The following is a 14,071-nucleotide window of genomic DNA, read 5'->3' on the forward strand; positions in this document are numbered from 1 at the left end:
TTACAAATAATTCTGGAAATGATGATGAGAATATAAAAATAATAATAACAAATTTATCTATAATTTATTATTTTCTTCTATTAATTAAATGTTTGTTGTTTTTAAAGTAATGATATTACAGGTTAAATAATTAAATGCTGCTGAATATTAATGTTTGTGATTAAGGATGGTAATTGAATTTTAAATGTAAAAATACTATGAATTATGTACAGACTCTCGGATAATTGAATGTAATGATATGAAGTGAATAAGGTTTTTTGTTCTGTTTTACTGAGTTAACTAATTGATTTAAAATATCATATTAACTTTAAATTATTTTCATTAATTGCTAATGAATTATCTAGATATTATAAATGACAAAATTAATAGATTTAAAAATACATAACTTCTTTAATTTTTTGTAGCCCGGAAAATATAGACTTAAGCCATTGTAAATTTGGCAAAAACCTACCAAATAATCCGGGCATGGATTTTTATTATATTTTTTAGACAAAGATATTCTGGCCGACACGATAGTAAATAATCGATTCTGCCTTATCAAGTCTTTATTTTTCAAAAAGAAGTCCTCACTGGTTTACCAAAACCAGATTCTATTCTTGAGCCGACGCAATATTACTGAAAATTCTTTGCTAATCGTTTATTCAAGTTATCTGGAGGTAAAGTGAAAGCCTCTTATTGCGTACTACTCAAAGAGTGTGTAGTACCTAATTTTATTTTTCCCTGGTGTTGCGCAGATTTTGTTATCGGGAATAGCACTCGCTTTATTGGCGGTAAAGTTTGTGCAACCCGAAGTACAGTTCGAAACAGTATTCGCTTGATCATCGAACGATCGGCTGCATTTAACGCGGTACGTAACGAAATTTCAACGGCCTCATTAGCATATGTTCGCATTTGTTGTTCATAATCTGAAATCGCTTTGATTAAATCTTCATGACCGGATGCTACCTGAGTCAGCGTCTGTGTGAGCAAAAGTGCGTCTCGAAGCGCTGTGTTTGCCCCCATTCCTACCATTGGCGTCATGTTGTGAATAGCGTCGCCAAGGAGTGTGACAGAGCTGGAACGCCAGGGTAAGAGATGATCCATACTGCGTAACGGAATCACAGAGATGTTTTCCATATCACTTTGCTTAATCAAGGTATGCAGGTTTGGGTCCCATCCAGCAATACGGGTACAGATCAGATCACACAGAGATTCCGCGGGAAAATCGGTAATCGTATCCGGATAGCTATTCGTTGCTGCTGCGTAGGCCCACATGACGAAATCGCCAATTTCTGTCGATGTGGCCTTTACTTGGGTATTGATTGGAGCACGCCATAGAGAGACAAACAATCCACCAGAGCTTTTAGGCACGATATTGTTGGGCGACCCATCCAGCAAATATGGAGGTAATGAGTCAGCAAGAGCTTGGGTAAGGCGCACACGTCCAACGGTGAGCGTGACGCCAATGTCAAGCCTTTTTATCGCAGGGAGGTACTGTTTGCGTACTCTTGAATTGCTTCCATCTGCACCGATAAGAACATCAACATCCTCATGACTTTTATCTGTGAAAAAAAGCCTGACTTTACCGTTTTGCATGTGTTCATAACGCTCGAACGTTTTGTTCCATTGAACGGTATCTGAGAGTCCCTCGTTGAGTACTTCTATAAGTTCAGATCTGCTGATTGACATCCGATCTTCGGTAATGATTTCCCCATCCTCTTGGTGAATATCTCTCTGAGCTGCGAGAAGAAGGCGCAGATGCTCATCATAAAATCTTGTCTGTCCACCAACAGGCTTTGAAATCTTTTTAAAGGTTAGCCAGTTGGTTTCCGGTAGGCATTCCTGCATAGCCTGCTGGCCAAACGTATCGACGTAAATGCCATAACCGGGAAGTATGGATGATGTAGCCGAGCCTCGTTCATAGACTTTCACCTTTATTCCGTTTTTGCGCAAGCCATGTGCCAGGCATGCTCCACCAATCCCTGAACCAATTATTCCAACGTTCATTTCTTTTTTCTCCATAAGTAGTACGATGTGATTCTGAAAGAATCATGGTGACTGTAGCTGGCCAGGGCCATTTGATCACAGCCATCGGTTGTGTTGCTGCTATAGTCTTAATAATAGTATACCGTACCGTTCGGTACCAATAAAAATTTAGGTTTTTTTACATGACAAGTACACCTAAAGCCCAAACAGATCACAAAAGAACCCGTTCGTACTCTAGAATTTCAGGAGAACGAGTTAACGAGCTGTTAAAGATTGCTGCTCAGGTATTTGCAGAACGGGGTTTTGATGGTGCCAGTATCAATGAGATGGCGAAACGTGCTAATGCTTCGAAGGGAACCTATTATAGCCGATTCCCTTCTAAAGAAGAGCTGCTAGTCGCTGTCGTCAGGCAAAGAATAGAAGAAGTTGAAGTCGGTTTGGACAAGACGATGAACCGCGAACCAGATATTGGGAAAGCGTTAACCATTTTTGCAGAGGAAGTTCTCACGGCAATTCTCTCTGAGACAATGATCGCAAACTACCGGGTGGTGACGTTGGAGTCTCAGCGTTTTCCGCAATTGGGTAAGATCTATTATGAAAAGGGGGTCAAAAAGATCGTAGATTTTCTTGTCGAATATCTGGAACGAAAGATGAAGGAGGGAAAATTGAACATAATAGACCCGAAAATCTCCGCAGAGGTGTTTATCGACGGCATCATTGGAACACCAAGGCTTAAGGCTACTTTGGGTATTGGTTTACCGACTCCAGAGGAGAAATCTCAGAGAATTGCCATCTCTGTTCAGTCATTTCTCGCTGCATATGGTGCTGTCTCATGTGATAGCACTTCTTTATCATGATAGTCGTGTTGTTGTAGTAAATGGATGTAGTCAACCAGAAATTATCGTAGGAATGGTGTTGAATTGAGGACCTGCCTGTTATCAGGCAGGTCTCTCTGCTGAATTAAGAAAGTAGTTTGCATACCTTGAATTATAGACGAGACGCTTTGGCGTCTTTTTCGCTCTTGTGTGTTGGGTTGGCTGGCGATGGCATATTATATTTCCTTTGTAGATAAATAGTTTACAATGTAAATAACTTGTTGTTTTTCTTTGATTAGAGTCTGAATTTGTCATAATTAAAATTAATTTGTGAAGATGTTCCGAAGATGGGTATGTTGATATGGTAAAAAGAGTGATAAAGCCACTGCGCGTTTCGGTTATTTGCAGTACATTCATGGTAGCTGGATATGCTTTAGCTAATCATCAGAATAGGCTGATTGAAGGTGATACGCAGAATCTATCAAAAATAGAGACTGAAAAGATATCTGAGGCAATAACACTCGAACAAGCGCAAACTGCTGTGATTTCAGAAACAGAGCGTCGTAAAATGCTGCGAAGCTGGATACCAGCGCAAGTTAAGCCTGTTTTCTTTGACCAATTGGTTCGTTTGTATTCTGCCAATCAGATGCAACCTTTGTGGCAAGATAAAACTGCGGTTCAACGTTTTGAACAACAACTTTCAGAACTTGCATTGGCAGGGTTTCAGCCGCAATTTGGTCAATGGTTGACTGAACTCAATGATGCTCAATTGAGTCAGATGGGACGTGATCTCATCTTATCGGATGCTATGCTAGGTTATTTACAATTTGTCTCAGATGTCGGTCATCAGGGCCAAAGCTGGCTCTATCGCACTATGTTATATAACAGCACTACACCGTACAAAAGCATTACAGCATACAAAATTGTATTACCTTCATCAGAAGTTGTGGATCAGTGGCAGCAAGCTATTATCGATCACAATGTGGCCGCTTATGTTGCAGCATTGGCGCCACAACATCCTCAATATGAAAATATGCGCAAGGAGATGATGAAACAACTGGCTGATAGTAAACCGTGGCCACAGCTTTCTGATAAAAGTGCGTTAAAACCGGGACAGAGTAGTTCTGATGTCGCTGTGTTGAGAGAAATACTTATTCGTCTTGGGATGTTGAGCGAACTGACAACTCAATCAGATCATATCTACGATCCTGAACTGGTGACTGCGGTAAAAAATTTTCAGCATTGGCAAGGGTTGGCGCCGGATGGCGTAATTGGTAAACGCACAAGAGATTGGTTAAATACTTCACCTCAAACTAGAGCGGGTTTGATAGCGCTTAATATCCAGCGTTTGCGTATTATCCCAAGCCGTGTGTCTACAGGAATTATGGTCAATATTCCAGATTATTCATTGCATTATTATCTTAATGATCAAGAAGTGTTGGACTCGAAAGTGATCGTTGGTCGTCCAAGCCGTAAAACACCCATTATGAGTAGCGTGCTGAATAATGTGGTGATTAATCCTCCCTGGAGTGTGCCAACTAGCCTGGCAAGAAAAGATATCGCGCCACGAGGGCTTGATGATCCCGGATATTTTCAACGGGGAGGGTACGTTATCTTTTCCAATTGGCGTGCTGATGCCAGTGTCATCGACCCTTACACGATTGATTGGAGCGTGATTACGCCTGCTAACTTTCCTTATCGAATATGGCAAGCTCCGGGACCGACTAACTCATTAGGCCGCTATAAATTTAATATGCCAAACTCGGAGGCTATCTATTTGCATGATACGCCGAACCATAACCTGTTTAACAAAGACATCCGAGCTATTAGCTCTGGTTGTGTACGAATTAACAAGGCTTCAGAATTAGCGAATATGTTATTGGGAGATGTGGGGTGGACTCAAAACAAGGTGGCGAATACCGTGAAACAGGGCAATACCGTTTATGTTAACATTCCACAGCGTATTCCTGTTTATTTGTATTATTTAACTGCTTGGGTAGATGAACAGGGGATTCCTCAGTACCGTACCGATATTTATGATTACGATAATAGTGTGAGACAAGGTTCCCAGTTTTTGTCAAAGTTGTTACCTTTACAAAACTAAATGCAACTAATTTTTGTTATTAGTTGTCTCATAGACCAGTGACCAGTTGCCTGGTGGTTTATTTTTTCCATAATCTGAGTAGATGTTTCTTCATGGATATAATTGATCATAATCGCCGTAAGTGGCTTTGTGTGGGGGCTGCTGCTTTAGGTTTGAGTTTTTTGCCGGGGCATGTTTTTGCGACTCTGGCAACTCCACGCCCACGGATTTTACGTTTTGACAACTTACATACGGGGGAAACGATTAAAGCCGAATTTTTTGACGGCTATCGTTACAACAAAGAAGAGCTGGCCCGCTTGGATCATCTGTTTCGAGATTATCGTCAAAATAGAGTTAAGACTATCGATCCTAAATTATTTGATCAGATTTATTTGCTGCAAATGATGATGGGGATTAATAAACCTGTACAACTTATTTCTGGTTACCGTTCACTGATAACCAACAATCAGTTGCGCAAGCAAAGTAAAGGCGTGGCTAGACAGAGTTACCATACTCGCGGGCGGGCGATGGATTTTCATATTGAAGGTATTGAGCTTAGCAGTATCTGCAAGGCGGCTCTGAAAATGAAAGCGGGAGGGGTAGGATACTATCCACACAGTAATTTCGTTCATATTGATACAGGTCCCGTCAGGACATGGTAATCTGGTGAGTAACTATTTTGTTTTGACTATGGAGTAAATGAAATAATGAAATACCAAATTATTCCTGTTACTGCTTTTATGCAGAATTGTACCCTTATTTGGAATGAAGAGAGTAAGGAAGCGGCAATTGTTGATCCGGGGGGAGAAGCAGAAAAGCTGATCGCCGAGATAGAACGCCGTGGTTTGAAATTGACTCAGATTTTATTGACTCATGGTCATTTTGACCATGTTGGCGCAACCGTGGAAGTCGCTAAATATTTTAATGTGCCGATCTATGGGCCTCATCAGGAAGATGCTTTCTGGATCGAAGGATTGCAAGCTCAAAGTCGGATGTTTGGCATTGAAGAATGCCCATCATTTGAACCTGATCGCTGGTTAAATGAAGGTGATGAACTACGAGTAGGGGGCGTTGATTTATCTGTATTGCACTGTCCAGGGCATACACCAGGGCATGTTGTGTTTGTAAATCATGCGGATAAACTGATTTATATGGGAGATGTTCTGTTTAAAGGGGGAGTTGGGCGTAGTGACTTCCCACGCGGTAATCACCAGCAGTTAATTAACTCAATTAAAGATAAACTTCTGCCACTTGGTGATGATTATGAATTTATTCCAGGGCACGGGCCAATGTCGACGTTAGGTTATGAGCGGCAGACTAATCCGTTTTTACAGGATGAAGTACCAGGTTGGTGATGATCAACCCGTTCTATTTTCATTTTGATGTACTCAATGAGATTAATATCGCAATTGTGTCGAGTGTCGAATCTTCTGAATGATAAAAGCCGCTGAAATTCAGCGACTTTTTCATAGTAAGGCAAATGTTAACTTAGAGTACCGCAACAATGGCTTCACACAGTGGAACCATGTTTTCCAACGTCAAACCAGCGACGTTAATACGACCGGAACTGACCGCGTATATACCAAATTCCTCACGTAGGCGTTCTACTTGTTCTTTTGTCAGGCCACTGAATGAGAACATACCATTTTGGCTACTAATAAAGCTGAAATCCTGTTTTGCCCCTTTTTCCTGCAAGGTATTGACAAACAGTTGACGCATACGCTGAATACGTTCGCGCATGGTGGTCAGTTCTTGTTCCCAAGCCGCTTTCAGATCTTCATTTGACAAAATGGTGGTGACAACAGATGCGCCATGAGCAGGTGGGTTGGAATAGTTCGCTCGAATAATCGCTTTAGCCTGACTGAACGCTCTTTCGGCTGTATCGCTGTCACTAGCAACAATGGTACAGGCGCCGACACGTTCATTGTACAGACCAAAGTTTTTTGAATAGGAGCTGGCAACGATCAGTTCATTGTGATTTTTCGCAAAAATGCGTAGGCCCTCTGCATCTTCATTCAGGCCCTTGGCAAATCCTTGATAAGCGAAATCAAAAATAGGCAACCAGCCTTTCTCCGCAGACATTTCTGCCAGTTTAGCCCATTGTGCCGGGGTTGGATCGATGCCCGTCGGATTGTGGCAGCAACCGTGGAACAAAACAACATCACCTGCCTGAACTTCAGACAGGCTTGTTAGCATGCCTTCGAAATTCAGCGCGTGTTTTTCAGCGTCATAGTATTTATATTCACAAACTTCCAGGCCAGCGGCGGAAAAGACGTTTTTATGGTTTGGCCAGGTTGGATTGCTGATCCAAACTCGTTTAGCATTAGTCTGTTTGGCAATGAAATCCGCAGCAATACGTAAAGCACCTGTACCGCCAGGGCTTTGTGCTGTGCGGGCGCGTTTATCTGTGACGACTGGGTGATCTTTGCCAAACAGTAATTCTTGAGTTACGCGGCCAAATTCGGCTAAACCGCTAATTGGCAGATAATTCTTTGTTGTTTCATTTTCCAGTAAATATTGTTCAGCTTTTTTAACACTGGTCAGAACAGGGGTTTTTCCTGTTTCATCTTTATAGATACCGATACCAAGGTTGATTTTATTTGTACGAGGATCAGAACGGAAACTATCGGCTAAGCCAAGAATAGGGTCAGCAGGCGCTGCTGTGATTTTCTCAAACATGTTTGTAATTCCAAAGCTCAGAGTTAAGCTCAAAAGGGTAGTCAGGTTAACGCCGCTAAAACAGTTTGCCAACTATTTGTCGCAAAAAGAAGATAATCTTGTGAGGCAGTTTGCGGAGTGAGAAAAAGAAGGAAAACATAAGACTAAAAAAGCAGCACATAAGCGCTGCTTTCTCTTAATGATGTTTAACTTGTTCAGCTAAATCTATTTACCAACGGTAATTAGAATTGGTAAATCATACCTACGCCAACAACGTTGTCAGTGCTGATACCCATCTCTTTGGTGAATTCATTGCTATCCAGCAGGTTGATTTTGTAATCAACATAGGTAGTCAAGTTTTTGTTGAAGTAGTAGTAACTACCAACAGAGATATATTTAACTAGATCATTACTGCTAGATGCTTTCTTGCCTGATGCATAGTGATAACCAGCATCGTCGTTCAGGCTCTTACCTTTAGATTGAACGTAAGCTATGGATGGACGTAAACCGAAATCGAACTGATATTGAGCGGTCAATTCGATGTTCTGGGTTTTGTTAGCAACATTTTCCATGTTATCGCCAACAACATTTTTTCCACCAAAGCGGGTCATGTTACGGGTTTCACCGTACATGGCCGCCAAGTAGATGTTGTTAGCATCATACTTAGCACCAATGTTCCATGCTTCAGCGCGATCACCTAAGGCAGCAGAAGAATCAATCCCTTTTTGTTCAGAAGTACGGGCAGAATTAGAGTATGCACCACCGACGCTGATACCGTAACCTACGTCATAGGTTGTAGCGAAACCGTAACCATCACCGTTGTCCTTACGGTCTTTGCGGCCATTAGCAGTATTTTCGCTATTTTCACCCTGATATTGCAGAGCAAAATTCAGGCCATCGACCAGACCGAAGAAATCGGTATTACGGTAAGTTAACAGACCAGTAGAACGGCCAGTCATGAAGTTATCAGTCTGCGCCATTGAGTCGCCACCGAATACTGGCAACACGTCGGTCCAAGCGTTGACTTCATAAACTGCACCGTAGTTACGGCCATAGTTCAGAGAACCGTAGTCGGACAGTTTCAAACCAGCGAAAGCCAGACGAGTCTTAGTTTCGTCATCACCTTCTGCACGGTTGCCTTTGATATTGTATTCCCAACGGCCAAAACCGGTCAGTTGGTCATTAACTTGAGTTTCGCCTTTGATACCCAGACGAGCAAAGGAGTTATCGCCATCTTCGCCGCTTTTGTTGTTAGCGAATTTGTGCTGGACTTCAACTTTACCATACAGATCCAGTTTGTTGCCGTCTTTGTTATAAATTTCAGCTGCATTTGCTGCGCCAGCAGCTAACAGAGCTGGGATTACTACTGCAAGAACATTGCGTTTCATCATTATTATTACCCTCATTGGTGTTATTCGGACACCTGCCACTGCCAAAAATAATTCTTTAAAAATTTACGGAACTATTTGTGAGAGTTTAGTGTCGTCTGTTTCACTGTCAAGTGTTTCATTGGTTGTTATTTTTATCCACTCACAAAATGCGATAAAACAGAAAATTTAGTAAAAATGTGAAACAAAGTGTTTCAAAATGTAAATGGAAGATTGTTTTTTGAACTCTGGTCGGTCCAGTTAATCAAAAAAGAGAAAAATGGAGAGCAGTCAGTGGCGGAAGAAGATTACCTGTTTATTTTAATAAAAAGAGTAAAATATGATGTTTATTTCATCAATAATATCTCTTATATGTAACTTACTGATATGCTTGTCGATGTGTTATATGCTATTTTTTAACAGATACCTAATAGTGATTATTCTTGAAAAAATATAGTGCTCACTTTAAGCGAGCACCATAACATGTTAATTGGATCTCCTGTTAACCGGCCTAATTTATATCAGACTGTTAGAATTGATATACCAAACCTACACCTACCGCGTTATTTGTGTTGACATCGAGATGTTTGGTGTAGAAGTTGTCATGTACCAAGTTGATTTTATAATCAACATAAGTGGATAAATTTTTGTTAAAGTTATAATAAGAACCAATAGAGATATATTTTACCCAGTCCTGATGAGTGAAAGAAGTTGTTCCTTTGGATTGAACATATGCCAGAGATGGACGCAGGCCAGAATCAAACTGATATTGGGCCGTTAATTCAATATTACGGGTTTTTGCGGAGACGAAATCTTGGTAGCCGAAAGAGGTCATATTGTGAGTTTCACCATACATGGCGGCCAGATATAGGTTATTTGCATCATATTTGGCGCCGACGTTCCATGCCTCAGCTCTTTCACCGCGAGCGACAGAAGTAACGAGCCTTTCATGTGTAATAGGGCGGTCAGCATTGGAGTAGGCTCCCCCTACGCTGATACCATTGCCTATATCGTAGGTAACAGAGAGGCCGAAGCCGTCGCCGTTACTACCACCATTGGGCTTACTGCGTTCACCACTGTGCTTACGGATCGAATTGCGGCGGTTGTTGCTTTCTTCGTCGTTCTTACCTTGGTATTGCAGGGCGAAGTTCAGCCCATCAACCAAGCCAAAGAAATCTGTATTGCGATAAGTCAAGACGCCGGTAGCACGATTAGTCATGTAGGTGTCAGCCTGCGACATGGAATCAGCGCCGAATACTGGCAGTACGTCAGTCCAGGCATTGACGTCATAGAGAACACCATAATTACGACCGTAGTCTAGGGAACCGTATTTAGCCAATTTCAGACCAGCGAAGCCCAGACGGGTTTGATTGCCTTCGGAATTGTTTTCCTCAGCTTTGTTAGCCTGAATATTGTATTCCCAACGGCCATAACCCGTTAGTTGGTCATTGATTTGAGTTTCACCTCTGAAGCCCAAACGAATGTAGCTTGCATCACCATCTTCACTATAGATAGGGGATTTATCTGAGCTTTGGGTAATTTTAGAGAATTGATGACGCGCATCAACTTTGCCATAGATATCCAGTTTATTACCATTTTTATTATAAATTTCAGCGGCATTTGCTACACCAGCAGTCAACAGTGCTGGGATGACCACGGAAAAGATACTACCCTTCATTATTGTTACCTTCATTTAATTACTATCGTTAATTACCGTCATTGGTGTTATTCGGACATCTGTTACTGACAGAAATAATTCCTTTAAGAAACTCGTTGAAATTATTTATGAAAATACCGTGATGTCCGAGTCGGGGCACAGTTTTTCATTAGCCGTGGACTTTATCTATCATTTAATTGATACAAAGTGACGATTTTTGTAATAAAGTGAAAACAATATATTGCAAAATGTAAATGGAATAGGATTTTTGATCGTATCTTGAATTTGAAGAATAAAAAAAGCCAGCTTTTGCTGGCTTTATACATAATAATTTCTTATGTTTGTTTTACGCAATCATTAGAAGTTTGCGCTTCTTGGCGTGCGTGGGAATGGGATGACATCACGTACATTTGGCACACCAGTCACGTAAGCAACCAGGCGTTCAAAGCCCAGTCCAAACCCTGAGTGAGGTACGGTGCCATAACGGCGCAGATCACGGTACCACCAGTAATCTTCTTTATTAAGCCCCATCTCTTCCATACGTTTATCCAGCATATCCAGACGCTCTTCACGCTGTGAGCCGCCGATAATTTCACCAATGCCCGGAGCAAGTACATCCATTGCCGCGACAGTCTTACCGTCGTCGTTCATTCGCATATAGAAGGCTTTAATATCTTTTGGATAGTTTTTCACGACAACCGGAGCTTGGAAATGTTTCTCGGCCAGATAACGCTCATGTTCTGAAGAGAGGTCAACTCCCCAGAAGACCGGGTTTTCAAATTTCTGGCCGCAGTTTTGCAGAATTTCAATAGCATCGGTGTAATCAATTTGAGCAAAGTCAGAATTGACAAATTTTTCCAAGCGGGTGATGACATCTTTATCTATGCGTTCAGCGAAGAATTGTAGATCATCAGCGCGCTCTGCTAATGCGGCTTTGAAAACATATTTCAGCATATTTTCAGCCAGTGAAGCGGCATCGTTGAGGTTGGCGAAGGCGATTTCCGGTTCAAGCATCCAGAATTCCGCCAGATGGCGGCTGGTATTAGAGTTTTCAGCACGGAAGGTCGGACCGAATGTGTAAATTTTGCTTAATGCACAAGCATATGCTTCACCGTTCAATTGCCCGGATACGGTCAGAAAAGCTTCACGGCCAAAAAAATCTTGGTTGAAATCCACTTCACCTTTGTCAGTTAACGGCAGATTTTGCAGATCCAGCGTAGAGACGCGGAACATTTCGCCGGCGCCTTCTGTATCAGCAGCCGTAATCAACGGGGTGGAAACCCAGAAGTAACCATTTTCATGGAAGAAACGGTGTAATGCTTGAGCAAGAGTATGGCGCATACGAGCAACGGCGCCAATTAGGTTGGTGCGTGGGCGCAGGTGAGCGACATCACGCAGGTATTCAATACTGTGGCGTTTCGCGGCCATTGGGTAGGTATCAGGATCTTCAACCATGCCGATCACCACGACTTGGGTCGCTTGTAGTTCAAAACTCTGCCCTTGGCCAGGGGAAGCAACGACTGTCCCTGTCACTTCGACAGAACAGCCGGTAGTTAAATGCAGAATTTCATCCTGATAATTAGGCAAATTATTATTAACGACGGCCTGTAATGGATTAAAGCAGGAACCGTCATAGACGGCGAGGAAAGAGATGCCAGCTTTAGAATCTCTCCTTGTACGTATCCAGCCGCGAACGGTGACTTCACTATCAACCGCAACCCGGCCTTGCAGTACGTCGACTACAGGCGCTACGCTCATAGATTTCTCTCTTCTTTATATATCAGTTCAGGTTTGTGAAATTGAATATCCCCGACAAGGGGCAACTTGTTCTATGTTACTTGCCCTGTTTCAGGAAACAAGAGGAAATCATCAATTTAAACGGTGAAATAGAGGGGAAAGGCGCTTTTCAGATGTGCTGCTGCGTTATTTGCCAGCAGCACAGTGGTATTTTGGCATGAAACTTGGTTTAACAAGCTTGTTTAACCTGAGGTATATCAAAAGCTGCACGTAGCCTGTTAACAAACTCATTATCTTCACAAATGGTTTTGCCGGGGCTATCTGAAAGCTTTGCGACTGGTTTGCCATTACATTCAACAAGTTTGATGACGATATTCAGTGGCTTAACCCCTGGAATATTACAGGTGAGTTGCGTACCGATACCGAAAATCAGGTTTATTCTGTTGTGGAAATGACGATAGAGCGCTAGCGCTTTTTGGAAATCCAAGCTGTCAGAGAACACCAGCGTTTTCGTCATTGGGTCGATACCCAGTTTTTGATAGTGGGCGATCGCTTTCTCACCCCATTGAACGGGATCGCCCGAATCATGGCGTAAGCCTTGATAACTTTTGGCAAACTGGGCATCAAAGTCCCGCAGGAAAGCGTCCATTGTAATACAGTCGGTCAAGGCAATACCTAACTGGTTAGGATATTCTTTCAGCCAACTTTGTAATGCTTCTCGTTGACTGTTAGCCAGATCCGGGCTGATTTGCTGATGAGCCTGAAACCACTCATGAGCCTGCGTACCAACCGGAGGGAGTCCAAGCTGTTGTGCAAGTTGATAATTGCTAGTGCCAATCAAATAAGGGAAATGCTGTTGCAGCTCACTGACGATAGCGTGTTGAACACAGTGTGAGAAACGGCGGCGTGTACCGAAATCCATCAGTTTGAAATTGGAGAGATCGACTCCTTCATTTTCAGCATTTTGATAGAACAGTTTGATCAACTTGCGTAGCTGATTAACTGCGTTTTCCACTGCATTATCTGGTGAGCGATAGCGATGAACTAATTCACTAATTAGCGCCAGTAGTGGAACTTCCCACATAATGACTTCATGCCATAATCCTGAAATACGGATAGCTAATTGGCCGCCATCTGTAACAGAAATATTGACTTGTTGTGGGTTAAAACGAAAAGTTTTTAACCAATCCAGATAATCAGCTTTGAAAAAAGGCAAACTGGAAAGGTAATTAAATTCAGCATCGGTTAATGCCAAATCAGCCATCGTATTAACTTGATAGCGTAATTCTGTGGCATATTCACCTAGCAGTTCATCGCCGCGGCAGCGAAACTCTGCAACAACAGGCATGTTGTTGTAGCGGTGATACACTGCTTGTTGCATATGAAGTTTATAAGCGTCAGTATCAAGCAGTGATTTTATAATTGGGGTAGCGTCTAGTGTCATAGCGCGTTATGCATCCTCACGGAGCGTATTCGTATTAGCTAAATCGATAAAGTGGGAAGAGTATACCGGGATTATTTTGTTATTGAAGTCGCATAACATCATATAGTTCACCAAAATATCGAAGCTAAACAGGGCCTTTGGTCAAATGTTATCATGTTATTTGATCATTAGGTGATGACAAGCACCAAAGAATAAACATATTCCTTACACAACATCATACTCGTTCTTAATGAATGTTTAACGTCAGAAGGTGCGTTATTCACTCTTGAAATTCAACCTCTTTCTATGGCAGCGTAAGGCTTGGTATTGAATTAATTCCATCAGGCATGAAACAAAAAGGTTTCT

The 14,071-nt window shown here is 42.0% G+C and carries 10 protein-coding genes; 4 read left to right on the forward strand and 6 right to left on the reverse strand.

What is annotated here, in order from left to right:
- Positions 1–672: 672 nt before the first annotated feature.
- On the reverse strand, positions 673–1,986 hold the full coding sequence (locus tag EAE92_RS00170) for an FAD-dependent oxidoreductase (protein ID WP_214066611.1): 1,314 nt from the start codon (positions 1,984–1,986) through the stop codon (positions 673–675).
- Positions 1,987–2,147: 161 nt separating this feature from the next.
- Here EAE92_RS00170 and EAE92_RS00175 point away from each other — a divergent pair, with 161 nt between their 5' ends.
- The 4 genes from EAE92_RS00175 to EAE92_RS00190 all read left to right on the forward strand — a co-directional run bounded on the left by EAE92_RS00175 (position 2,148) and on the right by EAE92_RS00190 (position 6,218).
- Complete coding sequence (locus EAE92_RS00175; protein ID WP_214066612.1) at positions 2,148–2,822, forward strand: TetR/AcrR family transcriptional regulator; 675 nt, start codon at positions 2,148–2,150, stop codon at positions 2,820–2,822.
- Between the two features lie 319 nt (positions 2,823–3,141).
- On the forward strand, positions 3,142–4,884 hold the full coding sequence (ldtD, locus tag EAE92_RS00180; RefSeq protein WP_214066613.1) for a L,D-transpeptidase: 1,743 nt from the start codon (positions 3,142–3,144) through the stop codon (positions 4,882–4,884).
- A gap of 92 nt (positions 4,885–4,976) precedes the next feature.
- Entirely contained in the window at positions 4,977–5,525 is a 549-nt protein-coding gene (mepK, locus tag EAE92_RS00185; protein ID WP_214066614.1) for a peptidoglycan L,D-endopeptidase MepK, read from the forward strand.
- A 45-nt stretch (positions 5,526–5,570) separates the two neighbouring features.
- The gene (locus EAE92_RS00190) at positions 5,571–6,218 is read left to right on the forward strand and encodes an MBL fold metallo-hydrolase (protein ID WP_214066615.1); all 648 of its coding nucleotides are present in this window, start codon (positions 5,571–5,573) and stop codon (positions 6,216–6,218) included.
- A 133-nt stretch (positions 6,219–6,351) separates the two neighbouring features.
- On the opposite strand, the gene EAE92_RS00195 is transcribed toward EAE92_RS00190, so the two are convergent.
- The 5 genes from EAE92_RS00195 to pncB form a co-directional block, all read right to left on the reverse strand.
- Positions 6,352–7,542 (reverse strand): amino acid aminotransferase, encoded by a 1,191-nt coding sequence (locus tag EAE92_RS00195; RefSeq protein ID WP_214066616.1) that lies wholly within the window; start codon positions 7,540–7,542, stop codon positions 6,352–6,354.
- A 221-nt stretch (positions 7,543–7,763) separates the two neighbouring features.
- On the reverse strand, positions 7,764–8,912 hold the full coding sequence (ompC, locus tag EAE92_RS00200; RefSeq protein ID WP_281422739.1) for a porin OmpC: 1,149 nt from the start codon (positions 8,910–8,912) through the stop codon (positions 7,764–7,766).
- Positions 8,913–9,417: 505 nt separating this feature from the next.
- The gene (locus EAE92_RS00205) at positions 9,418–10,566 is read right to left on the reverse strand and encodes a porin (RefSeq protein WP_214066617.1); all 1,149 of its coding nucleotides are present in this window, start codon (positions 10,564–10,566) and stop codon (positions 9,418–9,420) included.
- Between the two features lie 336 nt (positions 10,567–10,902).
- Complete coding sequence (gene asnS, locus EAE92_RS00210) at positions 10,903–12,303, reverse strand: asparagine--tRNA ligase (protein ID WP_214066618.1); 1,401 nt, start codon at positions 12,301–12,303, stop codon at positions 10,903–10,905.
- Between the two features lie 208 nt (positions 12,304–12,511).
- Positions 12,512–13,726 carry a nicotinate phosphoribosyltransferase gene (gene pncB / locus EAE92_RS00215; RefSeq protein ID WP_214066619.1) on the reverse strand — a complete coding sequence of 405 codons (1,215 nt, stop codon included), beginning with the start codon at positions 13,724–13,726 and terminating at the stop codon, positions 12,512–12,514.
- Positions 13,727–14,071: the final 345 nt, after the last annotated feature.

The organism is Photorhabdus hainanensis (assembly GCF_018448965.1).
In the GTDB taxonomy this organism is placed as follows: Bacteria; Pseudomonadota; Gammaproteobacteria; order Enterobacterales; family Enterobacteriaceae; genus Photorhabdus; species Photorhabdus akhurstii.

What these genes read in the sequence shown, in the direction of transcription:
- EAE92_RS00190 (WP_214066615.1), top strand. Translation starts at nt 5,571, where the DNA reads ATGAAATACCAAATTATTCCTGTTACTGCTTTTATGCAGAATTGTACC.
- EAE92_RS00175 (WP_214066612.1), top strand. Translation starts at nt 2,148, where the DNA reads ATGACAAGTACACCTAAAGCCCAAACAGATCACAAAAGAACCCGTTCG.
- asnS (WP_214066618.1), bottom strand. Translation starts at nt 12,303, where the DNA reads ATGAGCGTAGCGCCTGTAGTCGACGTACTGCAAGGCCGGGTTGCGGTT.
- EAE92_RS00195 (WP_214066616.1), bottom strand. Translation starts at nt 7,542, where the DNA reads ATGTTTGAGAAAATCACAGCAGCGCCTGCTGACCCTATTCTTGGCTTA.
- EAE92_RS00170 (WP_214066611.1), bottom strand. Translation starts at nt 1,986, where the DNA reads ATGAACGTTGGAATAATTGGTTCAGGGATTGGTGGAGCATGCCTGGCA.
- pncB (WP_214066619.1), bottom strand. Translation starts at nt 13,726, where the DNA reads ATGACACTAGACGCTACCCCAATTATAAAATCACTGCTTGATACTGAC.
- EAE92_RS00205 (WP_214066617.1), bottom strand. Translation starts at nt 10,566, where the DNA reads ATGAAGGGTAGTATCTTTTCCGTGGTCATCCCAGCACTGTTGACTGCT.
- ompC (WP_281422739.1), bottom strand. Translation starts at nt 8,912, where the DNA reads ATGATGAAACGCAATGTTCTTGCAGTAGTAATCCCAGCTCTGTTAGCT.
- ldtD (WP_214066613.1), top strand. Translation starts at nt 3,142, where the DNA reads ATGGTAAAAAGAGTGATAAAGCCACTGCGCGTTTCGGTTATTTGCAGT.
- mepK (WP_214066614.1), top strand. Translation starts at nt 4,977, where the DNA reads ATGGATATAATTGATCATAATCGCCGTAAGTGGCTTTGTGTGGGGGCT.